This window comes from Novosphingobium sp. BL-A-41-Hi4B-X5A, from assembly GCF_055521705.1.
In genome coordinates, this window is record NZ_CM145500.1 from 2,363,669 (window position 1) to 2,386,749 (window position 23,081).

The following is a 23,081-nucleotide window of genomic DNA, read 5'->3' on the forward strand; positions in this document are numbered from 1 at the left end:
CTCAAAGCCCGTCGATGGCCTTGCTGACCAGCACGTTCACCGCAACACGGCGGTTCTGCGCCTTGCCTTCCTCTGTCGAATTGTCCGCCGCCGGGTCCGATTCGGCCATGCCGGTCGGCGTCAGCATGCGGTAGGGTGCCCAGCGGCACTGCTGCTGCAGGAAATTGATCACGCTGGCGGCGCGCTTCTCGCTCAGCGTCTGGTTGTATTCCTCGTCACCGACCGAATCGGTGTAGCCGACAACCAGCATCAGCGCGTTCTCGGTGCTATTGGCCATCGACGCGGTCTGGCACAGCTCGGCCTTGGCCTGCGGCGTCAGGGCATGCTTGCCGGTGTCGAAGTAGACGTTGGTCGTCGCCTTGATGTTGTACTTGTCGATGTCGCCCATGCGGCCCTTGAGCGCTGCGGTGGCGGCGGTCTGTTCGGCAAAGCCCTGCGCGGTGCCGTTGCGGATCATCTTGGCGGTCTTGAAGTCGCCGTTGCGGAAGGTGATCTGGCTGGCCAGCAGCGCCTCGCCCGCCTGCATGGTCTTGACCGTCACCGGCAGACCGTTGAGCAGGTTCTGCGTCGTCAGCTTCTTCGAACCGAACAGTCCGGTGCTGGCCTTGACCGTCGTGGCATCGTTGAAGAACACGATCGTGCTGGTGCCATCATCGGCGGTGACCTTCATCTTGTCACCCTTGCGCGCGGTGATGATGCCCTTGACCTCGGGCCCCTTGGTCATCGCCGAGGTATCCGGCACGACTTCGCCTTCGACGATGATGTTGGGATCCTGCATGCCGTTTTGCGGCTGGGCTACAGCGATTGCGGAAACCGATGCGGCAGCAGCAGCCAGCAGCATCATGCCGGCGCGCCGGGGGGTAGTGGTAGTCATCGAGAACGCTCCTTGCGACCTTCAAAAATGTGTCGGTGTTGCGACGGAACTTTCCCGCACATGAACGATCCCGCCCGGGAACCCGATTCCGGGCACTGGCAGCGCCAAGCGTGCGACGAACCGAGTGGGACGTGCATCACCATGGGATGGAATGAGCCCCATTCTCTTCTCCCCTCCCGCAGGCGGGAGGGGGCGGTGGTGGGCAATCAGCGCCGCCGCCAGCAGTCTCACACCGCCGGAAACACCACCGCCGGATCACCCTCGCGCCACGGCGCAAACTTGCCCATGACGCTCGCAAACAGCGCGGACTCGAGATGCCCCGCCAACCAGCGCTGCAAGTGCGGCAAGGGCTGGCTGTCGAACCACACCGGGTCCGTTGCCGCAAACTGCCTCACGAACGGCATGACCGCCATATCGGCCAGTCCGCGTTCGCTTCCGCACAACTGGCCATGCAGCGCCAGCCGCGCGTCAAGTTCGGTGAGGAACACCAGCCCGCTTTCCCGGTGCACCAAGGCATCGCTGCCGTGGCGTTCCGGATACTTGTAGCGATCAAGGTCGTGCTTGAACGGCCCGTCGTTCCGGTTGATCAGCGCCGCATCGTCGCGCTCCAGCCAGCTTTCAGGATCGGCCTGCGCCAGCGCCCAGTGCATCACCTCAAGGCTCTGCTCGATCACCCCGCCATCGGGCAGGACCACCACCGGCACCGTGCCCTTGGGCGAGGCTTCGAGCATTGCGGGCGGCTTGGCCGAAAGCTTGATCTCGCGCAGTTCCACGGCCACGCCGCTTACCGCAATCGCCAGCCGCGCCCGCATCGCATAGGGGCAGCGGCGGAAGCTGTAGAGGACCGGCAATGCCATGGGCTTCAGCCGCGCAAGCCGATCAGCGAGATCTGCCGGCCATAGCCCGGTTCCTTGCGGTGCGTGGCGCGGCGGAACGAATAGAACCGCGCCTCTTGCGCATAAGTGTCCTCGCCCAGCATGCCGACCTTGGCAAGGCCCGCATCGCGCAGACGCGAGGCGACATAGCCCTCAAGGTCGAACCATGCATGGCCGTCGCGTCCGGCCCGGAAGAACCGCTCGTTCTCGCCAGCCTGCTCAAGGAAACGCGCTTCGAAGCCTGCGTCCACCTCGTAGCTTTTCTGCGCGATGCATGGTCCGACCACGGCGGCGATCCTGTCGCGGCTCGCCCCCAGCGCTTCCATCGCGGCAATCGTCGCATCGGTCACGCCGGTGAACGCGCCCTTCCACCCGGCGTGCGCCGCGCCGACTACGCCGGCTTGCGCATCGCAGAACAGCACCGGCGCGCAGTCCGCCGTCAGCACGCCAAGGACAACGCCGGGGCGATTCGTCACCAGGGCATCGGCACGTGGACGATCGGCATCGGCCCACGGTTCGGTTACCGTCACCACATCGGGCGAATGGATCTGGAAGCAGGTTTGCAAGGTTCCGCCCGGCAGCACCGCTTCCACCGCACGGCGGCGGTTTTCACTGGTGAGCGCCGGATCGTCCTCGCTGTAGCTGACGTTCAGCCCCGCCAGCTCGCCCGTGCTCACCCCGCCCTTGCGGCCAAGGAAACCATGCGCCGCGCCTGTAATAAGCGGATGGGTCAGCGCCTCTGTGCTCACGCCTCCAGACTCTTGCTCACCTGCTCGCGCACATCGCGCGACAGTGTCGGCTCGGCAGCGATCCGCTCCAGCTCTGCCCGCATCAGCGCGGCGCGGCCTTCCTCCACCTTCTTCCAGCGGCCGAGGTAGGGCACGAAGCGCGCCGCGACATTGCCGTTTATGGGGTCCAGCTTGAGGATCAGGTCGGCGATCAGGCGGTAGCCTTCGCCGCCTTCCCGATGGAACGCCTGCGCGTTCGCCGCAAACGCCATCCACAGCGCGCGGACGCGGTTGGGATTGGTCATGGTGAAGTCGGGATGCTGCGCCAGCGCCTTCACATGCTCGGTCGCCTTGGGATTGAGCGAGCCGGCCTGCAGCGAGAACCACTTGTCGATCACCAGCATGTTCCCGGCAAAGCGCGCGTGGAAATCGGCGAGCGCCGCTTCGCGCTCTGGGCAATCGAGGCTGCACAGCACCATCAAGGCGCCCTGACGGTCGGTCATGTTGGTGGCACCATCATACTGCGCCTTGGCGCGGCGCGCGGCCTCGGCGGGATCGGCCGCTCCCAGATAGACCAAGCCTTGAGTCTTGCACTTGCGCGCACCCCGCGCCTCGGCCTCAAGGCTGTAGGGCACGGCGGAGACGCGGTCGTGCAGGGCCAGCCACTTGTCCTTCAGCGTCTCGCCCAGCCAGCGCTTCAGGCCCTCGCGCTCGGCAAAGATGCGCGTCGGGTCGGCGCGGGTCAGCTGCTCGGCAAGATAGGCTTCGCCCGGCAGGATCAGCAGTTCGCCGCGCATCAGGTCATCAAGCGCGGCGTCGTCGAGAATTGCGCCCATCGCCGCGCCGATGGCGGCCTGCGATGCCTCGCGGTTCTCCAGCGTGCCCGCCACCGCGCCGACCAGATGCCGCACGATCAGCTGCTGCATCGCCTCGTAGCGGGCAAAGGGATCGTCATCGTGGCGGGCGAGGAAGACAAGGTCCTCCGTCGTCACCGGCGCGACGATTTCGACCGGCGCGGAAAAGCCGCGATTGATGGAAATAACGGGGAGCGACGTGAATCCATCAAAGGTGAAGGACTGCTCCGGCTCGGTCAGGACGATCAGTTCCTCGCCATGGTGCTTGCCGGTCTCGCGGTCGAACAGGGCGAGGCGCAGCGGGATCACGAAGGGTTTCTTCTCAGGCTGCCCCGGCGTGGGAAGAGTTGCCTGTTTGAGCGTGAGAGTTACCACTCTGCCTCCGAGAGTTGCCTCTCCGCCCTCGAGAGTTGGATTTGCATTTTCGAGCGTCATGGAAACGCTCACACGCGGGGTTCCGGCCTGTTCGTACCAGTTGCGGAACTGCTTCAGGTCCAGCCCGGCGCCATCTTCTATAGCCTTTACAAAGTCTTCGCAGGTCGCCGCCTCGCCATCGTGGCGGTCGAAGTAAAGCGTGGTGCCCTTGAGGAACCGCTCCATGCCCGCCAGCACGGTCATCATGCGGATCACCTCGGCGCCCTTGTTATAGACCGTCGCGGTGTAGAAGTTGCTGATTTCCTGATAGGAATCCGGTCGGATCGGGTGTGCAAGCGGCCCCGAATCCTCAGGAAACTGCACGGCCCGCAGGATCCGCACATCCTCGATCCGCTTGACCGGCGCAGAGCCGCGATCGGCGCTAAACTGTTGATCTCTAAGGACTGTGAAGCCCTCTTTCAGCGAGAGCTGGAACCAGTCGCGGCAGGTAACGCGGTTGCCCGACCAGTTGTGGAAGTACTCATGCGCCACCACGCCCTCGATCGCGTCATAATCGCCATCGGTCGCGGTTTCGGGATCGGCCAGAATATAGCGCGTATTGAAGACGTTAAGGCCCTTGTTTTCCATCGCGCCGGCGTTGAAGTCACTGACCGCCACGATGTTGAAATCATCAAGGTCGTACTCGCGGCCATAGACGTCCTCGTCCCACTTCATCGAGGCGATGAGCGAGCGCATGGCATGGTCGGTGCGCTCCTCGTCGCCGGGGCGGACGTAGATCGCCAGGTTCACCTTGCGGCCGGATTTTGTCGTGAAATTATCGCGGTTTGCGACGAGTTCACCGGCCACCAGCGCGAAGAGATAGGAAGGCTTGGGCCAGGGGTCGTGCCATTCGGCCCAGTGGGTTCCGTCGCCATTCTCGCCCGAAGCGGTGGGGTTGCCGTTGGACAGGAGGACGGGAAACTGCGCCTTGTCCCCGCTCATCCGCACCGAATAGACCGAGAGCACGTCGGGCCGGTCGGGGAAGAAGGTGATGCGGCGGAAGCCCTCGGCCTCGCACTGGGTGCAGAGCAGCCCGTTCGAGGCGTAAAGGCCGGAAAGCTGGGTGTTCGCCGAAGGATCGATCAGTGTTTCGATGCCGACGTCATGCGCATCGCCGGGCAGTTCGATGACGAGGTCCGGGCCATCCATGTGCCAGTCATTGTGGGCGTGGCCGTCGACGGTCACCCCCTTGGGCTCGATCGCATCGCCATTGAGGCGCAGCAGTGAAGTGCCTGCGCCTGCGGGATTTTTCGTGACCTTGAGGGTCGCCTGAACCGTCGTGGCATTCAGCGAAAGCGCGAAATCCAAAGCGATTTCGGGAACGAGCCATTCGGGCGGGCGGTAATCCGCGCGGTGGATCACGGTGGGGGCGATGACGGGCTGGCCGGAGAGATCGTTCATGCCGCTGAACTTAGGAACGCGTGCGCGGCGGGGCAATCGCGGTTATCAGGCTTTTGATGGGAAACTTGCTGATCTTCGGAATGGGCTACACCTCGCAGGTGATCGCGGCGAGGCTGCGGGCGCAGGGCTGGACGGTGCGCGGAACAGGGAGTGCGGGCGATATCGCCTTCTCTGACCGCACGGCGGTCGAGGCGGCGATGGCGGAGGCGACGCACGTACTGTCCTCGGTCCCTCCGCTCCGCGAAGGGGGCGATCCGGTGCTGCAGACCTATGGCGACGGGATTGCCGCAGCGCCGCTCGAGGCCATCGGCTATCTTTCTTCGACCGGGGTCTATGGCGATGCGGGCGGGGCTTGGGTGGATGAAAGCTCAATCGTCGGCACTGGGCGGCGTTCGGCGCGGACGCAGGCGGATCTTGATTGGCAGGCGCTATCGCCCAAAGTGCGGGTCTACCGCCTGCCCGGCATCTACGGTCCGGGGCGCAGCGCGCTCGACCGCGTGGCCGAGGGTAAGGCGCATCGCATTGATATTCCGGGGCAAGTCTTTAGCCGCGTGCACGTGGAGGACATTGCCAGCGGGGTGATCGCCGGATTTGCAGGGCCAGCAGGCGTCTACAACCTCGCCGACGATCTGCCCTGCAGCCAGAACGCGGTAATCGAGGAGGCGGCACGGCTTCTGGGCGTTGCGCCGCCGCCGATGCAGTCGCTGGAAGAAGCCAATCTCTCGCCAATGGCTCTGGCCTTCTATGTCGAGAACCGCCGTGTGGCCAATGGCAAGGCCAAGCGCCTGCTCGGGTGGAGGCTTAGCTTTCCGACTTACCGCGACGGACTGCGCGCCCTCAACGCCAGCACCAGCCCGAGCATGGCCAGCGCCGATCCTGCGAGTGCCAGCACCGACCAGCGATAGCCCTCGAACGCGGTCGACAGCAGCATCGCGACAACCGGCACCAGCACCCCGTTGTAGGCCCCACGTCCTGCCCCGAGGCGCTGGAGCAGGCGGAAATAGAGCGGGAAGGTGAGGACAGAGCCTATTATCCCGAGATAAAGTACCCCGAAGATGTAGCCCGGCCGGAAATCGAACTGCGGCGGTCCTTCCACGATCCAGGCAAAGGCGGCGTCGAGAATTGCGCCGAACAGCAGGGCCCAGGCGAGCATCGGGATCATCGGAATGCCGCGCGCCATGCGGCTTGCTTGCAGGACGTTCGCCGACGACGCGCTGAACAGCGCGGCTGTGGTCAGCGCAATGCCGACAAGGACCTGTCCTTCGGGGGGCGCCATGCGGTATTCGTGCAGCAGCAACAGCACGATTCCGGCTCCGGCCACCACCGATCCACCAAGAAAGGCGCGGGTTACCGGTTGCTTGAGAAAGACCCAAGCCATCAGCGAATTGGGCACGACCAGCAGGCCGAAGACTACGGCGACGATGCCCGACGTCAGGTGGTGCTCGGCGCGGTACACGAACTGGAAGTTCATCACGAACTGCAGCAGGCCGAGCAGCGCGGCAACCTTGAGCGTGGTGTTAGAGACGCGCAGGGATTCCCGGCGAAACATGGCAACTGCGGCCATGCCGATGGCCGCTGCGATGAAGCGCCAGGTTACCGACCAGCTTGGCGGCACGCTGTCGATCTGGTCCTTGATCACCAGCCAGGTCGAGCCCCAGATCAGCGCGACGAGGAAAAAGGGGCCGGCAACGTCGAGTTGCCAGAACCGGGCCTGACCCGGCTGCTCTGCCTCGGTCATAGCGCAGAGATTGCCCGCGCCAGCGCAGAGGCATGAGCCGGGTCGGTGTTCCACGCGGTGACCAGCCGCGCGGCACCGGGGGCGCCTTCAGGCGCAGTCCAGTCGTAGAAGTCGAAGCCCTGCGCGCGCAGCGTTGCCTGCTCTGCCGGGGAGAGCACGACGAAGATCTCGTTCGCTTCGACGGCGTGGAACACGCGCGATCCGCAAGCCTGCGCGATTTCCTGCGCGGCGGCGTTGGCGGCGCGGGCATTGTCGAGCCAGAGGTCGCCCTCGATCATCGCAAGAACCTGCGCTGCGAGGTACCGGCCCTTCGACTGGAGATGCCCGGCGCGCTTGCGGCGGTAGCGAACGACGTCAGCGAGTTCCATGTCGAAGAACACCAGCGCTTCCGCGTTCATGCCGCCGTTCTTGACGCAGCCGAAGGTCAGGACGTCGACGCCGGCTTGCGCCGTCACTTCGGCGGGATGGCAGCCAAGGTGCGCGACCGCATTGGCAAAACGCGCGCCGTCCATGTGCAGGCCAAGGCCGCGCCCTTGCGCAAGCGAGCCGATCCGGGCGACCTCTTCCGGCGTATAGACGCGGCCATATTCGGTCGCCTGGGTGATCGAGATGGCGTGAGGCTGGACCTGGTGGACGTCGTTGCGGATCGGGTCGATCACGCGCTCGATCTCCTGGGGTGTCAACTTTGCGCCTTCGCCATCGGCGAGCATAAGCTTGGCGCCGTGGGTGTAGAAGCCGGGCGCACCGCCTTCGTCCATTTCGATATGGGCTTCGCGGTGGCAGACCACGCCGCCGTGGGGCGGGACCATGGCGGCAAGTGCGAGGCAATTGGCTGCCGTGCCGGTGGCAACCCATAGCGCCGTGCATTCGGTGCCAAACAGACAAGAGAACGCCTCGTCCAGATGGCGCGACAGGGCATCGCCGTCATAGCCCGAATCGGGCGCGTCGGCAGCGCGCATGGCGTCCCAGATCTTCGGGTGGACAGCGGCGGTGTTGTCGGAGAGAAATTTCATCGGAAACCGCAATGTCGGCAGCGGCGTTTCGGGTCAAGCAGTCACAAAAGGCCAAGGAACAACAATGTCGGACGTCACCATAACCCACCTCGATCAGGGCGCACGCGGCGAGTATCATGCAAGGGTGGAAGGCAGCGATGCGATCGGGCGGCTGACCTATAAACGCCAGGGCGATATGGTGGTGGCCGATCACACGCTGGTGCCGACCGAGATTGGCGGGCGCGGCGTGGCGGCCGAACTGGTAAAGGCGCTGGTCAACGATGCCCGCCAGTTCGGCTTCAGGATCGTGCCGCAGTGCAGCTATGTCGAGGCCGCGTTCCGCCGCCACCCGGAGTGGGCCGACTTGCGCGCCTGATCAGAGGTTTCGGGGCAGCGATAGCGTGGCGACGAGGCCGCGCTCTTGCCAGTCGATGCCGAATGTGCCTCCACGGGCTGTGCAGATGCGTTCGATGAGCGAGAGGCCTTGCCCGCCTGCGCGCGATGTTGCGGAAACCGGTTGGGCCGATTGCTCCTCCCAGACGATGGTGTGGCGACCGCCAGTCGCGTCGCCTTCGACTGCTGCGCGCAGTGCTATGCTGCCACCGTGGCCGATGGCGCCGTGCTTGGTCGAATTCACGGTCAATTCGCCGACCACCAGCGAAATCACATCGGCCTCGCGTCGATCGATTTGCTGATTCGGCGCGCAATCGAGGTCCACCTGCATGCCCTGGGCCTTGCGGAAGGGCAGGAGCAACGTGGACAGCAGCTCCTGGAGGTCGGACTGCTCGGTTTCGCCATCGAACAGGGTCTGTGCCGTGGCGAGCGCCGATATTCGGGCCACCATGTCTGTGGCGAACGCAGTATTTGCCGCGTCTCCACGCGCCACGGTGCGCAACATGGCGCAAACCATGGCGAAACTGTTCTTGAGGCGGTGGCGCATCTCGGCCAGCAGAACTTTCAGCGCCTCGCGATCGGCGTGCAACTGGCTCACGTCCCGCGAAATGGAGATGTAGCCTGCATGTGCGCCGTCTGGCGTACGAACGGCTGAAAGGCTTACTTCCCACCAGCGAGGCGTGCCCTTGGCGGTGGGACAGAACGCTTCGAGACGAACCACACCGGCGGAGCGGGCACCTTCAAGGGCCGAGCGGATCATCGGTTGAGCTTGCTGCGGCCAGAGGTTGGCCCATTCCTTGCCGTTAAGTTGTTCAAAGTCATCGATTTCCATGGCGCAAAGGCCGTTCGGATTCATCCACAAGAGATTGCCCTGAGGATCGACGAGTTTGACGCAGTCCGTGCTCTGTTCAAGAACGTGCGACAAGCTTTCAGGAGAGAGTTCTGCTTTCGAAAGCATCAGGAGCCCCACGTACTTGTCTCTGGCGATAAAGCCGCAACAGAACCTGAAGTTCCATATATCGAAAGTAAGATTTTACGGCAGATCATGCCGTGTATGCGGGGAAATGGTGCTGCTGGGGAGGATTGAACTCCCGACCTCAGCCTTACCAAGGATGCGCTCTACCACTGAGCTACAGCAGCACACCATTTCCGCGCTACCACTCCGGAGCCGCTGGACGGGCGGGGTGGGCAGGGGCGCGCTAATGACGGGGGCATGGGCCTTTGTCAAGCGACGTTCCAGCCTCATCTTCGACAAGACTTGCAGGAACATGGCGCAATCGGCATTCACACCGGAATGAGCGACCCCAAATCCCCGATAAGCCGCGAAGAACGCCTGGCGGCCCGCCTGCGCGAGAACCTGAAGCGTCGCAAGGCGCAGGCCAGGGCGATGGGTGCTGCTGATGTGATGGCAGTCGAATCGCCCGATTCGCCGGAAACCGGGCTTTCCAATCCGGCCGCCTGACGCTAGGGGCGCGGTTCATTTTCTTTGTCAGTTACAGGATGCCCCGATGCCTCGCCTGATCCTGATTCGCCACGGCCAGTCGCAGTGGAACCTCGAGAACCGCTTCACCGGCTGGTGGGACGTTGACGTTACGGAAAAGGGCGCGGCCGAAGCCTTCGCCGCGGGCAAGCTGCTCAAGGACAAGGGTGTGCTGCCGACGCTGGCCTTCACCTCGCTGCAGACCCGCGCGATCAAGACGCTGCATCTGGCGCTTGAGGCAGCCGGGCGCCTGTGGGTGCAGGAAGACAAGGACTGGCGCCTGAACGAGCGCCACTATGGCGGCCTGACCGGGCTCGACAAGGCCGAGACCGCGGCCAAGCATGGCGACGATCAGGTCAAGGTGTGGCGTCGCAGCTTCGACGTGCCGCCGCCGGTGCTGGAAGCGGGCAGCGAATTCGATCTGTCGTCCGACCCGCGCTATGCCGGGATCGCGGTGCCCGCCACCGAAAGCCTCAAGGACACCATCGCGCGCGTGCTGCCGTGCTGGGAAGAGAAGATCGCGCCTGCGCTGCGCGCCGGGGAGACGGTGATCGTCTCGGCCCATGGCAATTCCTTGCGCGCGCTGGTCAAGCACCTGTCGGGCATTTCCGACGAGGACATCACCGGGCTGGAAATTCCGACCGGCCAGCCGATCGTCTATGAACTCGACGACAACCTCGCCGAGATCGAACGCTATTACCTCTCGGAGCGCTGAGCGCACGACAGCCTGAAGGGGGCGGGAGATGTCTGAGAAGCCTTTGGTCGCCATCGTCATGGGCAGCCAGTCCGACTGGGAGACGATGAAGAACGCCTCTGCCGTGCTGGAGAAGCTCGGCGTGGCGCATGAATGCCGCATCGTCTCGGCCCACCGCACGCCCGAGCGGCTGGTGAGCTTTGCCAAGGGCGCGCACACTGAAGGCTTCAAGGTGGTGATCGCTGGCGCTGGCGGCGCGGCGCACCTGCCAGGCATGGTCGCATCAATGACCCACCTGCCGGTGCTCGGCGTGCCGGTGGAGTCCAAGGCGCTGAAGGGCATGGATTCGCTGCTGTCGATCGTGCAGATGCCAGGTGGCATTCCGGTCGGCACGCTGGCGATCGGCGTTCCGGGGGCGACGAATGCGGGCATCCTTGCCGCTTCGATTCTTGCGACGTCGGATGAGGCACTGGCCGAGCGGCTGATCGCCTTCCGCACCGCGCAGACCGATTCGGTGGCGGAGAAGCCGGTCTGATGATTGCACCGGGCGAGACGATCGGCATCCTCGGCGGCGGTCAGCTTGGCCGGATGATCGCGCTGGCGGCGGCGAACCTGGGCTATCGCTGCCACATATATGCGCCGGAAGCGGATTCGATTGCCGCCGATGTCTGTGCGGCGTTCACGCAAGGCGCGTATGACGACGAGGCGTCGCTCGCGGCGTTTGCGGCGCAGTGCGCTGTCGTGACCTACGAGTTCGAGAACGTGGCGGCGGCACCTCTGGCTGCGGTGACCGCGCATGCGCCGCTGCATCCTCCAGCCAAGGCGCTGGAAGTGGCGCAGGACCGGGTGAACGAGAAGTCGTTCGTGGAAGGCTTGGGCGGTCGGCCCGCGCCTTGGGCGACGGTCGATACGATGGAGGACCTGCGCGCGGCGGTGGCCAGCATCGGCGCACCGGGCATCCTCAAGACGCGGCGCGATGGCTATGACGGCAAGGGGCAGTGGCGGATCATGGCGCCGTCCGATGCCGAGGCCGTTGAGCTTCCGGGCAAGCCGCTCATCTACGAAGGCTTCGTGACCTTCGACGCCGAGTTCTCGGTGATCCTCGTGCGCACCGAAGCGGGCGAAGTGCGCTTCTGGGACAGCGCCGAGAACGTGCACAAGGGCGGCATTCTGGATCGTTCGACCGTGCCGGCCTCGCCGGTGATTGTCGCACAGGTTGAAGAGGCACGGGCGCTGGCAGCGAAAGTGGCCGATGCGCTAGACTATGTCGGCGTGCTGACGCTGGAATTCTTCGCGACGGCGGACGGCCCGGTGTTCAACGAGATGGCGCCACGCGTGCACAATTCCGGGCACTGGACTATCGAGGGCGCGCTCACCAGCCAGTTCGAGAACCACGTGCGCGCGATCTGCGCCTTGCCACTGGGATCGACCGCGCTGGCGGCCAAGGGCGTGGTCATGGACAACCTGATCGGCGACGATGCGCACGATTGGCCCGCAATCCTGTCCGACCCCGCCAATCACCTGCACTTATATGGCAAGGCGGCAGTGCGGCCGGGGCGCAAGATGGGCCACGTGACGCGGCTGGTGCTGTGAGCGGGGTTCGACCCGGACTTTTCCTGATCTATGCCCGCGCCGACAATGGCGTGATCGGCAGGGACAATGCCCTGCCGTGGCGCCTGCCTGCCGATCTCAAGCGGTTCAAGGCGCTGACCATGAACAAGCCCATGATCATGGGCCGCAAGACCTTCGAGAGCCTGCCAGGGTTGCTACCGGGCCGCCGCCATCTTGTGCTGACGCGCGATGGCGGGTGGAGCGCTGACGGGGCGGAAGTGGCGACCTCCGTCGAGCAGGCGCTCTCGATTGCGGGAGCGGGCGAAGTCGCCGTCGTCGGTGGGGCGGAGATCTACCGCCTGTTCATGCCCCTTGCCGAACGCGTGGAATTGACCGAGATACACGGAAAGTTCGAGGGCGATACCGTGATGGAGCCGCTCGGACCGGAGTGGACAGAGGTATCGCGCGAAGTGCATCCGGCTGAGTCTGAAAGACCCGCTTTCGATTTCGTCACTTACGCCAGAGCTGACGCATGATCCGGCTCGACAGCCTGCAGCCGGTTCCGGAATCGATGCGCGGAGCCATTCTGGCGCTGGGTAACTTCGACGGGTTCCACCTTGGCCATCAGTCTGTCGTCGGCGAAGCGATCCGCTGGGCAAAGGCGGAAGGCCGGCCGGCGATCGTCGCCACCTTCGATCCGCATCCGGTGCGGCATTTCAAGCCGGATGCCGAACCCTTCCGCCTGACCACGCTGGACCAGCGGCAGGAACTGTTCGGCGCGGCGGGCGCGGATGCGATGCTGGTGATCCACTTCGGCGCGGAGGTGGCGGGCATGACCGCGCTCGAGTGGATCGAGGCGGGGCTGGTCGGGCATCTCGGTGCGGTGGGCGTTGTCACAGGCGAGGACTTCACCTTCGGCAAGGGCCGCAGCGGCAATGCGCAGGTCTTGCGCGAAGACGGGCCACGCTTCGGGTTGCGCGCGCGCGCGGTGGGGCCGGTCACGCTGGAGGGCGAGGTTGTCTCCTCCAGCCGCATTCGCGATGCCCTGAAATCGGGCGATTGCGAGGCGGCGACGAAGCTGCTGACGCGGCCCTTCGCGATCAGGGGCATGGTGCAGCATGGCGACAAGCTGGGCCGGACGATCAACTTCCCCACCGCCAACCTCGACATCGGCATGTACCTGCGCCCGCGCTATGGCATTTACGCGGTGACCGGGCGTCTGCCTGACGGGCGCGTGCTCAAGGGCGCTGCCAATCTGGGCATTCGCCCGACGTTTGATCCGCCCAAGGAACTGCTCGAGCCGCACTTCTTCGATTTTGCCGGCGATCTCTATGGGCGGGAAATCGAGGTGGCGTTCCACCACTTCCTGCGGCCCGAGGCGAAGTTCGATGGGCTGGATGCGCTGGTGGCGCAGATGGAGCGCGATTGCGAACGGGCGCGCGAGTTGCTGGCGTAGCGGCGGATTCTGTTTCACGCAGAGGCGCAGAGAAAGCAGAGGGCGCGGAGAAGAGTAGAATATTCTCACGCAAAGACGCAAAGACGCGAAGGTGTAGCGCTTTGCGGCGAAGCCGCCTTGACCCGCTGGCGCTCCAGACGATAGGCAATCAAGGCCTGCGGCGCTACCGATCTCTTTGCGTCTTTGCGTCTTTGCGTGAGACATTCCGGGCGAAGCCCGCAAACTTCTCTGCGATCCCTGCCGCCTCTGCGCCTCTGCGCGAAACGACTCTCCCGCCACGCCAGAAAAATTGCGCAAAGCCCACAGCAGCGCTAAGGCCCGCCGGTCATGACCGAACCGCGAGACTACCGCCCGACCGTCTTCCTGCCGAAGACCGATTTCCCGATGAAGGCTGGCCTGCCCCAAAAGGAGCCGGTGATCCTGCAACGCTGGCAGGATCAAGGGATTTATCAGAAGGTCCGCGAAAGCCGCAAAGGCCGGGAAAAGTTCATTCTCCATGATGGCCCGCCCTATGCCAATGGCGACATGCACATCGGCCATGCGCTGAACCATATCCTGAAAGACATGGTCTGCCGTACCCAGACGCTGCTGGGCAAGGACGCGCCCTATGTGCCCGGCTGGGACTGCCACGGCCTTCCGATCGAGTGGAAGGTCGAGGAAGAGTACCGCAAGAAAAAGAAAAACAAGGACGAGGTTCCGCCAAAGGAATTCCGCGCCGAATGCCGCGCCTATGCCCAGAAGTGGGTCGACGTGCAGCGCGAGCAACTGAAGCGCCTCGGCATCAATGGCGATTGGGACAACCCCTACCTGACGATGGACGCCCAAGCCGAGGGCACCATCGTGCGCGAACTGCTGAAGTTTGCGGAAAGCGGCCAGCTCTATCGCGGGGCCAAGCCGGTGATGTGGTCGCCGGTCGAAAAGACTGCGCTGGCCGAGGCCGAGGTTGAGTACGAGGACATCGTTTCGACGCAGGTGGACGTGGCGTTCGAGATTGTTGAGTCGCCGATCCCCGAACTGGTCGGCGCGCATGCGGTGATCTGGACGACAACGCCTTGGACGATCCCGGTGAACCAGGCTTTGGCCTATGGGCCTGAGGTTGAGTATGTCCTCTTCAGCTTGTTCTCCGAGCCTGGGAAGGGTGCTGCGGAAAGCACGGCAGCAGATGAACGGATGGCCGAGCATGGCATCCCGATTGGCAGGAAGGTGCTTGTTGCAGCACCGCTGTTCAACGCCTTCGTTGCACGGCTGAAGCAGGTCGCTGCCAAGATTGACTGGTCGGATATCTGCGAGGAAACCCCAGACATTCTCAACCTTTTTGGCGAAAAGGTTATCAAAGGCTTCGACCTCGCCGGAACCATCTGCCGCCACCCGATGCACGAACTCGGAGGCTTCTTCGCCAAGCCGCGCCCGATGCTCCCCGGCGACTTCGTCACCACCGACAACGGCACCGGCCTTGTTCACATGGCCCCCGATCATGGCGAGGACGACTTTGCGCTGTGCAAGGCGCACGGGATCGAGCCGGTCTTCGCGGTGCAGGGCGATGGCAAGTATCGCGAGGACTGGGGCTGGCTCGGCGGGCAGGGCTCGGTCATCAACCCCAAGTTCAATGCGCCCGATGGCCCGATCTGCGAAGACCTGCGCGAGGCTGGCGGTTTGCTGGCGGCGTCTGCCGATTACAAGCATTCCTATCCGCATTCGTGGCGTTCGAAGGCCAAGGTGATCTATCGCTGCACGCCGCAGTGGTTCGTGCCGATGGATCGGGCGATTACCCCTCCACCCCCGCCTGCGGCGGCGGTCCCCCTCCCCGTTTATCCTGCGGAGAAACAGGGAGGATCAAATCCTCCCCATTTTGTGGAACCAAATGGGGAGGTGGCAGCGCGTAGCGCTGACGGAGGGGCTACTTTGCGCGAGATCGCCCTCCAAGCCATCGCCGACACCCGCTTCGTGCCAGAGAAGGGCCGCAACCGCATCGGCGCGATGGTCGAGGGCCGCCCTGACTGGGTGCTTTCCCGCCAGCGCGCTTGGGGCGTGCCGATCACGCTGTTCGTGGATCGCAAGACCGGGCAGTACCTCAACGATCCGGACGTCAACGCGCGCATTGTCGCGGCGGTCATGGCCGAGGGCGTGGATGCGTGGGACGAGGAACGGGCGCAGGAGTACCTGGGCGAGAAGTACAAGCTCGAGGACTACGAGCGCGTCACCGACATTCTCGACGTGTGGTTCGATTCAGGTTCCACCCATGCCTTCGTGCTGGAATCGGGGCGCTGGCCGGACCTGCAGTGGCCTGCGAACCTCTATCTCGAAGGGTCGGACCAGCATCGCGGCTGGTTCCAGTCCTCGCTGCTCGAATCCTGCGCTACGCGCGGGCGGGCGCCTTATGACGCGGTGCTGACGCACGGGTTCACCATGGACCAGAAGGGCATGAAGATGTCCAAGTCCCTGGGCAACACGATCAGCCCGATCGACCTGATGCGCGATTACGGCGCGGACATCCTGCGGCTGTGGGCGCTCTCGGTCGATTTCACCGAGGACCACCGCATCGGCAAGGAGATCCTTCAGGGGGTTGCCGACCAGTACCGCAAGCTGCGCAACACCTATCGCTACCTGCTGGGCGCGCTGGACGGTTTCAGCGAGGACGAGCGGCTGCCAGTGGCGGAAATGCCAGAGCTGGAGCAGTACATGCTCGGTCTGCTCGGCAAGCTGGATGCGACGCTGCGTCAGGCCGTCGAGGACTTCGACTACAACACCTATGTCCGCGCGCTGACCGACTTCTGCAACGAGGACCTGTCAGCCTTCTTCTTCGACATCCGCAAGGACTGCCTCTATTGCGACGCGGTGACGGACCCGAAGCGCCGCGCCTATCGCACCGTGCTCGATACGCTGTTCCACGCGCTAGTCCGCTATGGCGCGCCGGTGCTTGTGTTCACGGCGGAAGAGGTTTGGGCCTCGCGCTATCCGGGCAGCGACAGCGTGCATCTGCTGGAATGGCCGGACGTGCCTGCCGTGACGGTGGACGAAGCGCGCTGGAGCGAACTTCGCGCGCTGCGCCAGACGGTCAACGAAGCGATCGAGCCGTTGCGCCGGGAGAAGGTGCTGGGTTCGGGGCTGGAAGCTGTGGTGACCGTGCCGGACAGCGCGCCGGAGGCCGATCTGGCAGAGCTGTTCATCACTGCGACAGTCAATCGCGGGCAGGGCAGTGACGTGACCGTCACCCGTTCCACCGACCACAAGTGCGGCCGTTGCTGGCGCCTGCTTCCGGAAGTTTCGGAAGACGGCGACCTTTGCGATCGTTGCGACGCGGTCGTGACGGCGATTGACGCAGGCGCGGCCGCTTGATGCTGGCGCGCCCGCGCATCGAGGGCCTTGGCCTTGCACTGCTGGTCGCGGTGGTCGACCGGATCGTCAAGGCGGTGATGGTCGGCCCGCTGATGCTGCGCGACATTGGCGTGATTGACCTGCTGCCGTTCTTCGACCTGCGCTATGCCGAGAATTACGGCGTTTCGTTCGGCATGTTCACGGCGACATCGATGGAGATGCGGTACGGGTTGATCATCGTCACCGCGCTCATCGCACTGGGCGTGACGGTGTGGATGCTGCGCGAGACCTTGCGGGGCGATATCCTGGCGCTGGGGCTCGTGCTCGGCGGAGCGCTCGGCAATATCTATGACCGGCTGACGCTGGGCTATGTGATCGATTATGCCGACCTGCACATCGGCGAATGGCGGCCTTTCGCCATCTTCAATCTGGCCGACGTGGCGATCACGTTCGGCGTCCTGATACTGCTTGCCCGCTCGTTCAAATCGCGCGAAAAGCCAAACGATAGCGGCGACCATACCGCCACGGAGAATGCATGATGCGTAAAGCTGCCGCCCTTGCTCTTGTCGTCTCGGGGGCGACCCTGCTCTCGGCCTGCGGTGGCGGCGGTTCGCTGTTCAACCGTGACCGTCCCGATGAAATGGCAGTGACCCGCGCTGCGCCGCTGGTGGTGCCGCCCGATTTCGCGCTGACCCCGCCGAGCCCCGGCGCGCCGCGTCCGCAGGATTCGGAAACCGGCAAGCAGACGCTCGAAACCCTGTTCGGCGGCCCTTCGGCGCGCTCCAGCGTCGAGACCGACACGCTCAATCGTGCGGGCACGGCCGCCGCCTCGATCCGTTCGACCGTGGGCGATCCCGGCACGCAGACCGTGGCCAAGGGCCAGGTCGTGCGCGACATCCTCGCCGCGCCGGAAGGTGACGGTCAGGCCGCTTCGGCTTCTATCCCGGGCTGAGTTTTCGGCTTGAGTGCGATATGAAAAGCCCCGCTCTGGCGGGGCTTTTTGCGTCAGACGCGCCAGTCTATCGCACCACGGCCATGGGTTTCGAGGAAGGTATTGGCCTGGCTGAACGGTTTCGAACCGAAGAAGCCCTTGTAGGCCGAGAGCGGGCTGGGGTGCTGCGCCTTCAGCACGAGATGCGGGCCGTTCTGCAGGGCGCCGATCCGCGCTGCCTTCTTCTGCGCATGGCTGCCCCACAGCATGAACACGGTGGGATCGGGCCGCGAGGCGACAGCTTTGACGGCGGCATCGGTGAGCAGTTCCCAGCCCATGCCCTGATGCGAGCCGGCATGGGCCGCCTCGACAGTCAGCGCGTTGTTGAGCAGCAGCACGCCTTGCTGCGCCCAGCGCGTCAGGTTGCCGTGGGGGGCGCGGGGGATGCCGAGGTCGGCTTCGAGCTCCTTGTAGATGTTCACCAGGCTCGGCGGGATCCTGACGCCGTGCTGTACCGAGAAGGCGAGGCCGTGCGCCTGGCCCGGGCCGTGGTACGGGTCCTGCCCGAGGATGACCACGCGCACCTGATCGAGCGGCGTGAGTTCCAGCGCGGCGAGGCGCGCATCGCGTGGCGGGTATATGGCCTTGGCCGACCGCTCTTCGGCGTCGAGGAAGGCGTCCAGATCGCGCAAGGGGGGGGAATGCAGGACCGGTTCGAGGCTCGGTCGCCAGCTTTCGGGCAAGGAAATGATGGTCATCTTGGCGAAAGGTTAGACGGTTAGGAGGCCCACCCGCAAGCAGGGTTCCGGGACGGGCCGGTGCTTGCTAACAGCGCATGGCTGTACGGAGTGCTTTGATGAAGATCGCAATGGTTGGCTCGGGCTATGTCGGGCTGGTTTCGGGAGCCTGCTTTGCCGATTTCGGCCACGATGTGGTGTGCATCGACAAGGACGCGAGCAAGATCGAGCGGCTGCGCGCAGGCGTGATGCCGATCTACGAGCCGGGCCTTGCCGAGCTGGTCGCCGCAAACGTCAAGGCCGGGCGGCTGTCGTTCTCGACCGATCTTGCCAGCTCCATCGAAGATGCTGCGGCAATCTTTATCGCCGTGGGCACGCCTTCACGCCGGGGTGATGGCCACGCCGACCTGACTTATGTCTATGCCGTGGCGCAGGAACTGGCGGAGAACATCAGGACGCCGACTGTTGTGGTGACCAAATCGACTGTGCCGGTAGGCACCGGCGACGAGGTGGAGCGGATCATTCGCGAGAGCGGAACCGATGTGCGGTTCGCCGTGGTATCCAACCCTGAATTTCTGCGCGAGGGCGCCGCGATCGGCGATTTCAAGCGGCCTGACCGCATCGTCATCGGTGCCGAGGAGGAATGGGCGCGCGGCGTGATGCGCGAGGTTTATCGCCCGCTGTTCCTCAACCGGGCGCCGATCCTGTTTACCTCGCGCCGCAGCAGTGAGCTGATCAAGTACGCCGCCAATGCCTTTCTCGCCACCAAGATCACCTTCATCAACGAGATGGCGGATCTGTGCGAGAAGGTCGGCGGCGACGTGCAGGACGTGGCGCGGGGCATCGGCCTCGACAACCGCATCGGTTCGAAATTCCTGCATGCCGGGCCGGGCTATGGCGGATCGTGCTTCCCCAAGGACACGCTGGCGCTGCTCAAGACCGCCGAGGACTATAACAGCCCGGTGCGGCTGGTGGAGGCGGTGGTCAAGGTCAATGACAGCCGCAAGCGTGCGATGGGCCGCAAGGTGATCGAGGCGCTGGGCGGCGATGCGCGCGGCAAGCGCGTCGCGCTGCTGGGCCTGACGTTCAAGCCCAACACCGACGACATGCGCGATGCCCCCTCGATTGCGATCGTGCAGACGCTGCTCGATGCGGGGGCCGAAGTGGTGGCCTACGATCCGGAAGGCATGGAGGCCGCGGCCGAGATCATGCCTGAGGTGACGATGGCAGCATCGACTTATGCAGCCGTCGCGGAAGCTGACGCGGTCGCCTTGGTCACCGAATGGGATGCGTTCCGCGCGCTTGATTTTGCGCGGGTGAAGAGCCTGATGAATGTGCCGGTGCTGGTGGACCTGCGCAATGTCTATGACCCGGCCGAGGCGCGTGCGGCAGGCTTTGCCTACAGCAGCATCGGCCGGGTCTGAGAAGGTCAGACCAGGCCTGCCTCGGCGCTGATGGCGGCGTCCTCATCTTCCACAGCGGGACGCTGGGTGCCCCAGTGGATCGAACTCCACACGCGCTCGTGGAAGTAATAGAGCCCGATCTTCGTGATCACTTCGGTGCCGGCAATGGCGCCGGCGGCCTTGGCGCTGCCGGTGAACAGCCAACCAAGCAGGAAAGTGTCGATACTTCCCAGCGTCCGCCAGCTGATCGCCTTGACGATCGAGCGGGTGTGCGCCTCGTGTCCGTGAAACAGAATCATTGGCGGTTCCCTCCCGGCCAGAGATGCTTGCCTAGATCGTGGGAGCCCAGCCGAGAAGGGCATTCACGATGCGCTCGGCTGCGTCCTCGGGCGATTCCTGGGTGGTATCGACGCGGAAGTCCGGGTTTTCGGGTGCTTCGTAGGGACTGTCGATGCCGGTGAAGTTCTTGAGCTGGCCGGAACGCGCCTTCTTGTAGAGGCCCTTGACGTCGCGCGCCTCGGCTACTTCCAGCGGGGTGTCGACGAAGATTTCGACGAATTCACCCGTCGCCATCAACCCGCGCACCATCTCGCGCTCGGCGCGGAACGGGCTGATGAAGGCGGTCAGCACGATCAGGCCGGCATCGGTCATCAGGCGCGCGACTTCGCCGACGCGGCGGATGTTCTCGATGCGGTCGGCCTCGGTAAAGCCGAGATCCTTGTTGAGGCCATGGCGCACGTTGTCGCCGTCCAGCAGGAAGGTGTGCTTGCCCACGGCGTGCAGGCGCTTCTCGACCAGGTTGGCGATGGTCGACTTGCCAGAGCCCGACAGGCCGGTGAACCACAGCACCTTGGGGCTTTGGCGCTTGAGCGCGGCATGGGCCTCGCGGCTGATGTCGAGCGCCTGCCAGTGCACGTTCTGGGCGCGGCGCAGCGAGAAGTTGAGCATGCCGGCGGCGACCGTGGCGTTGCTCATCTTGTCGATCAGCACGAAGCCGCCGAGCGTGCGGTTGTCGCCGTAGGCCTCGAACACCAGCGGTTTGTCAGTGGCGATCTCGGCCACGCCTATGGCGTTCAACTCCAGAGTCTTCGCAGCAAGCTGCTCCATCGTGTTGACGTTCACGACGTACTTCGGCTGCTGCACGGTGACCGAAACGGTCTGCGTGGCGAGCTTGAGCCAGTAGGCGCGCCCCGGCAGCATGGCTTCGTCATTGAGCCAGACGAGAGTCGCCTCGAACTGGTCTGCGGCCTGCGGGGGATTGTCGGCAAGGCTGATCACGTCCCCGCGCGAGCAATCGACTTCGTCAGCCAGGCACAGCGTGACCGACTGTCCGGCAACCCCTTGTTCGAGATCGCCGTCAAGCGTGACGATGCGGGTGACCTTGCTGGTCTTGCCCGAAGGCAGGACGCGCACTTCGTCGCCCGGCTTGACCGAGCCGGTAGCGATCAGGCCAGAAAAGCCGCGGAAATCGAGGTTGGGGCGGTTGACCCACTGCACCGGCATGCGGAACGGCTTGTCGGCATCGACCGAGGACAGCACTTCGACGGTTTCGAGGTGCTCGACCAGCGTCGGTCCCTGATACCATGGCGTGTTGGCCGAAGGCGTGGTGATGTTGTCGCCCTTGAAGCCGGAAATCGGCATGGCGGTGAAGCTCTCGATGCCGATGGACTTCGCGAACTCGCCGTAGTCCTTGACGATGGCGTCGAAGGTGGCCTGATCGTAGTTCACCAGGTCCATCTTGTTCACGGCCAGCACGATGTTGCGGATGCCGATCAGGTGGCACAGGTAGGAGTGGCGGCGCGTCTGCACCAGCACGCCCTTGCGCGCGTCGATCAGGATCACCGCGAGGTCGGCCGTGGAGGCGCCGGTGACCATGTTGCGGGTGTACTGCTCGTGGCCGGGGCAATCGGCGACGATGAACTTGCGCTTCTCGGTGTTGAAGAAGCGATAGGCGACGTCGATGGTGATGCCCTGCTCGCGCTCGGCGGCGAGGCCGTCAACCAGCAGCGCGAAGTCGATGTCCTGTCCCTGCGTGCCGACCTTCTTCGAATCGTTCTCGAGCGCGGCGAGCTGGTCTTCGAAGATCATCTTCGAATCATAGAGCAGGCGGCCGATCAGCGTCGACTTGCCATCGTCCACCGACCCGCAGGTGATGAAGCGCAGCATGGTCTTGTGCTGATGCTGTTCGAGATAGGCGTCGATGTCCTCGGCGATGAGGGCTTCGGTCTTGTAGATGACGTCTTGCCCAAGTGTCGTTTCCGTCATCAGAAGTACCCCTGCTGCTTCTTAACTTCCATGCCGGCGCCACCGGCATCCTTGTCGATCACGCGGCCCTGGCGTTCGCTGGTGGTGGTCAGCAGGGTTTCCTGAATGACTTCGGGCAGCGTCTTGGCAGTGCTTTCGACTGCCCCGGTCAGCGGGAAGCAGCCCAATGTGCGGAAGCGGACCGACTTCATGGTGATTTCGGGGCGATAGCTCAGCACCTTCTCGAGGCGCTCGATATCGTCGGCCATGAACAGCTGGCCTTCCCACTCGTAGGTCGGGCGCTCGTCCGCGAAATAGAGCGGGACGATCGGCACGTCGTTGAGGTGGATGTACTGCCAGATGTCGAGCTCGGTCCAGTTCGAGATCGGGAATACGCGGATCGATTCGCCCTTGTTCTTGCGTGCGTTGTACAAGTTCCACAGTTCGGGGCGCTGGTTCTTGGGATCCCAGCCGTGGCTGGCGGTGCGGAACGAGAAGATGCGCTCCTTGGCGCGGCTCTTTTCCTCGTCGCGCCGCGCGCCGCCAAAGGCCGCGTCGAAGCCGTACTTGTCGAGCGCCTGCTTGAGCCCTTCGGTCTTCCACATGTCGGTGTGGAGCGAACCATGGTCGAACGGGTTGATACCCTTCTCGGCGGCTTCCGGGTTCTGGTAGATGAGCAGTTCCATGCCGCTCTCTGCCGCCATCTTGTCGCGCAGCGCATACATGTCCTTGAACTTCCACGTGGTATCGACATGGAGCAGCGGGAAGGGCGGCGGCGAGGGGTAGAAGGCCTTGCGCGCGAGATGCAGCATCACCGCGCTGTCCTTGCCGACGGAATAGAGCATCACCGGATTGGTCGCCTCGGCGACGACCTCGCGCATGATGTGGATCGCCTCGGATTCCAGGCGTTCGAGGTGGGTCAGGGTCTTGGCGTCGAATGCCACGGCTCTCGCTCCGTAATTGCGTTGCCGCTCCTTGCGCGATTTGCAGTACCCCGTGCG

At 64.3% G+C, this 23,081-nt stretch carries 23 protein-coding genes and 1 tRNA gene; 12 read left to right on the forward strand and 12 right to left on the reverse strand.

Translation table 11 applies throughout. From position 1 onward, the window contains the following. Window position 1: 1 nt before the first annotated feature. The 4 genes from ACZ1JY_RS11500 to pepN all read right to left on the reverse strand — a co-directional run bounded on the left by ACZ1JY_RS11500 (window position 2) and on the right by pepN (window position 5,146). On the reverse strand, window positions 2-874 hold the full coding sequence (locus ACZ1JY_RS11500) for an OmpA family protein (protein ID WP_240946671.1): 873 nt from the start codon (window positions 872-874) through the stop codon (window positions 2-4). A gap of 227 nt (window positions 875-1,101) precedes the next feature. After that, a complete protein-coding gene (locus ACZ1JY_RS11505; protein ID WP_465129347.1) occupies window positions 1,102-1,731 on the reverse strand; it encodes a glutathione S-transferase in 630 nt (209 codons plus the stop codon). Window positions 1,732-1,736: 5 nt separating this feature from the next. After that, on the reverse strand, window positions 1,737-2,498 hold the full coding sequence (gene pgeF, locus ACZ1JY_RS11510) for a peptidoglycan editing factor PgeF (protein WP_465129348.1): 762 nt from the start codon (window positions 2,496-2,498) through the stop codon (window positions 1,737-1,739). Then, window positions 2,495-5,146, reverse strand: coding sequence for an aminopeptidase N (gene pepN, locus ACZ1JY_RS11515; RefSeq protein ID WP_465129349.1), 2,652 nt, complete (start codon window positions 5,144-5,146; stop codon window positions 2,495-2,497). The genes pgeF and pepN overlap by 4 nt, the downstream gene beginning before the upstream one ends. A 56-nt stretch (window positions 5,147-5,202) precedes the next feature. On the opposite strand from pepN, the gene ACZ1JY_RS11520 reads away from it, so the two are divergent. Beyond that, window positions 5,203-6,051, forward strand: coding sequence for a Rossmann-fold NAD(P)-binding domain-containing protein (locus ACZ1JY_RS11520; protein ID WP_465129350.1), 849 nt, complete (start codon window positions 5,203-5,205; stop codon window positions 6,049-6,051). On the opposite strand, the gene ACZ1JY_RS11525 is transcribed toward ACZ1JY_RS11520, so the two are convergent. Both ACZ1JY_RS11525 and ACZ1JY_RS11530 read right to left on the reverse strand, forming a co-directional pair. Continuing rightward, window positions 5,961-6,884, reverse strand: coding sequence for a DMT family transporter (locus tag ACZ1JY_RS11525; protein WP_465129351.1), 924 nt, complete (start codon window positions 6,882-6,884; stop codon window positions 5,961-5,963). The two genes, ACZ1JY_RS11520 and ACZ1JY_RS11525, sit on opposite strands and share 91 nt — an antisense overlap. Continuing rightward, window positions 6,881-7,897, reverse strand: coding sequence for a threonine aldolase family protein (locus tag ACZ1JY_RS11530; protein WP_465129352.1), 1,017 nt, complete (start codon window positions 7,895-7,897; stop codon window positions 6,881-6,883). The genes ACZ1JY_RS11525 and ACZ1JY_RS11530 overlap by 4 nt, the downstream gene beginning before the upstream one ends. Window positions 7,898-7,961: 64 nt before the next feature. Here ACZ1JY_RS11530 and ACZ1JY_RS11535 point away from each other — a divergent pair, with 64 nt between their 5' ends. After that, window positions 7,962-8,252 carry a GNAT family N-acetyltransferase gene (locus ACZ1JY_RS11535; protein ID WP_118072589.1) on the forward strand — a complete coding sequence of 97 codons (291 nt, stop codon included), beginning with the start codon at window positions 7,962-7,964 and terminating at the stop codon, window positions 8,250-8,252. On the opposite strand, the gene ACZ1JY_RS11540 is transcribed toward ACZ1JY_RS11535, so the two are convergent. Both ACZ1JY_RS11540 and ACZ1JY_RS11545 read right to left on the reverse strand, forming a co-directional pair. After that, window positions 8,253-9,227 carry a PAS domain-containing protein gene (locus ACZ1JY_RS11540; RefSeq protein WP_465129353.1) on the reverse strand — a complete coding sequence of 325 codons (975 nt, stop codon included), beginning with the start codon at window positions 9,225-9,227 and terminating at the stop codon, window positions 8,253-8,255. A gap of 107 nt (window positions 9,228-9,334) precedes the next feature. Further along, window positions 9,335-9,409: transfer RNA gene (locus ACZ1JY_RS11545), tRNA-Thr, on the reverse strand. Between the two features lie 154 nt (window positions 9,410-9,563). Here ACZ1JY_RS11545 and ACZ1JY_RS11550 point away from each other — a divergent pair. The 9 genes from ACZ1JY_RS11550 (at window position 9,564) to ACZ1JY_RS11590 (ending at window position 17,717) form a co-directional block, all read left to right on the forward strand. Beyond that, window positions 9,564-9,731: a hypothetical protein gene (locus tag ACZ1JY_RS11550; RefSeq protein WP_162895890.1), complete on the forward strand. Its 168-nt coding sequence runs from the start codon at window positions 9,564-9,566 to the stop codon at window positions 9,729-9,731. A 46-nt stretch (window positions 9,732-9,777) separates the two neighbouring features. Further along, the gene (gpmA, locus tag ACZ1JY_RS11555; protein ID WP_168903885.1) at window positions 9,778-10,464 is read left to right on the forward strand and encodes a 2,3-diphosphoglycerate-dependent phosphoglycerate mutase; all 687 of its coding nucleotides are present in this window, start codon (window positions 9,778-9,780) and stop codon (window positions 10,462-10,464) included. A gap of 28 nt (window positions 10,465-10,492) precedes the next feature. Further along, window positions 10,493-10,978, forward strand: a complete 486-nt coding sequence (gene purE, locus ACZ1JY_RS11560) for a 5-(carboxyamino)imidazole ribonucleotide mutase (RefSeq protein ID WP_168903884.1) — start codon at window positions 10,493-10,495, stop codon at window positions 10,976-10,978. Beyond that, complete coding sequence (locus ACZ1JY_RS11565; protein WP_465129354.1) at window positions 10,978-12,036, forward strand: 5-(carboxyamino)imidazole ribonucleotide synthase; 1,059 nt, start codon at window positions 10,978-10,980, stop codon at window positions 12,034-12,036. Before purE ends, ACZ1JY_RS11565 begins: the two co-directional genes overlap by 1 nt. After that, the gene (locus ACZ1JY_RS11570; RefSeq protein WP_465129355.1) at window positions 12,033-12,530 is read left to right on the forward strand and encodes a dihydrofolate reductase; all 498 of its coding nucleotides are present in this window, start codon (window positions 12,033-12,035) and stop codon (window positions 12,528-12,530) included. Before ACZ1JY_RS11565 ends, ACZ1JY_RS11570 begins: the two co-directional genes overlap by 4 nt. Next, window positions 12,527-13,450, forward strand: coding sequence for a bifunctional riboflavin kinase/FAD synthetase (locus ACZ1JY_RS11575; RefSeq protein WP_465129356.1), 924 nt, complete (start codon window positions 12,527-12,529; stop codon window positions 13,448-13,450). The genes ACZ1JY_RS11570 and ACZ1JY_RS11575 overlap by 4 nt, the downstream gene beginning before the upstream one ends. A 327-nt stretch (window positions 13,451-13,777) precedes the next feature. Continuing rightward, window positions 13,778-16,786 (forward strand): isoleucine--tRNA ligase, encoded by a 3,009-nt coding sequence (locus ACZ1JY_RS11580; protein ID WP_465129357.1) that lies wholly within the window; start codon window positions 13,778-13,780, stop codon window positions 16,784-16,786. Beyond that, window positions 16,786-17,304: a signal peptidase II gene (gene lspA, locus ACZ1JY_RS11585; protein WP_465129358.1), complete on the forward strand. Its 519-nt coding sequence runs from the start codon at window positions 16,786-16,788 to the stop codon at window positions 17,302-17,304. Before ACZ1JY_RS11580 ends, lspA begins: the two co-directional genes overlap by 1 nt. Continuing rightward, window positions 17,301-17,717 (forward strand): DUF3035 domain-containing protein, encoded by a 417-nt coding sequence (locus tag ACZ1JY_RS11590; RefSeq protein WP_118072581.1) that lies wholly within the window; start codon window positions 17,301-17,303, stop codon window positions 17,715-17,717. Before lspA ends, ACZ1JY_RS11590 begins: the two co-directional genes overlap by 4 nt. A 53-nt stretch (window positions 17,718-17,770) precedes the next feature. Here the strand turns inward: ACZ1JY_RS11590 and ung are convergent, their stop codons facing one another. Beyond that, the gene (gene ung / locus ACZ1JY_RS11595; RefSeq protein WP_465129359.1) at window positions 17,771-18,454 is read right to left on the reverse strand and encodes a uracil-DNA glycosylase; all 684 of its coding nucleotides are present in this window, start codon (window positions 18,452-18,454) and stop codon (window positions 17,771-17,773) included. A 98-nt stretch (window positions 18,455-18,552) separates the two neighbouring features. Here ung and ACZ1JY_RS11600 point away from each other — a divergent pair, with 98 nt between their 5' ends. Next, entirely contained in the window at window positions 18,553-19,857 is a 1,305-nt protein-coding gene (locus ACZ1JY_RS11600; protein WP_465129360.1) for a UDP-glucose dehydrogenase family protein, read from the forward strand. A gap of 5 nt (window positions 19,858-19,862) precedes the next feature. On the opposite strand, the gene ACZ1JY_RS11605 is transcribed toward ACZ1JY_RS11600, so the two are convergent. From ACZ1JY_RS11605 to cysD, 3 genes are read right to left on the reverse strand one after another with little or no spacing between them, the layout of a single operon-like run. After that, window positions 19,863-20,135 carry a DUF2061 domain-containing protein gene (locus ACZ1JY_RS11605; protein WP_118072579.1) on the reverse strand — a complete coding sequence of 91 codons (273 nt, stop codon included), beginning with the start codon at window positions 20,133-20,135 and terminating at the stop codon, window positions 19,863-19,865. A 31-nt stretch (window positions 20,136-20,166) separates the two neighbouring features. Continuing rightward, window positions 20,167-22,101: a sulfate adenylyltransferase subunit CysN gene (gene cysN, locus ACZ1JY_RS11610; protein WP_118072578.1), complete on the reverse strand. Its 1,935-nt coding sequence runs from the start codon at window positions 22,099-22,101 to the stop codon at window positions 20,167-20,169. Next, complete coding sequence (gene cysD / locus ACZ1JY_RS11615; protein WP_118072577.1) at window positions 22,101-23,024, reverse strand: sulfate adenylyltransferase subunit CysD; 924 nt, start codon at window positions 23,022-23,024, stop codon at window positions 22,101-22,103. Before cysD ends, cysN begins: the two co-directional genes overlap by 1 nt. Window positions 23,025-23,081 lie beyond the last annotated feature (57 nt).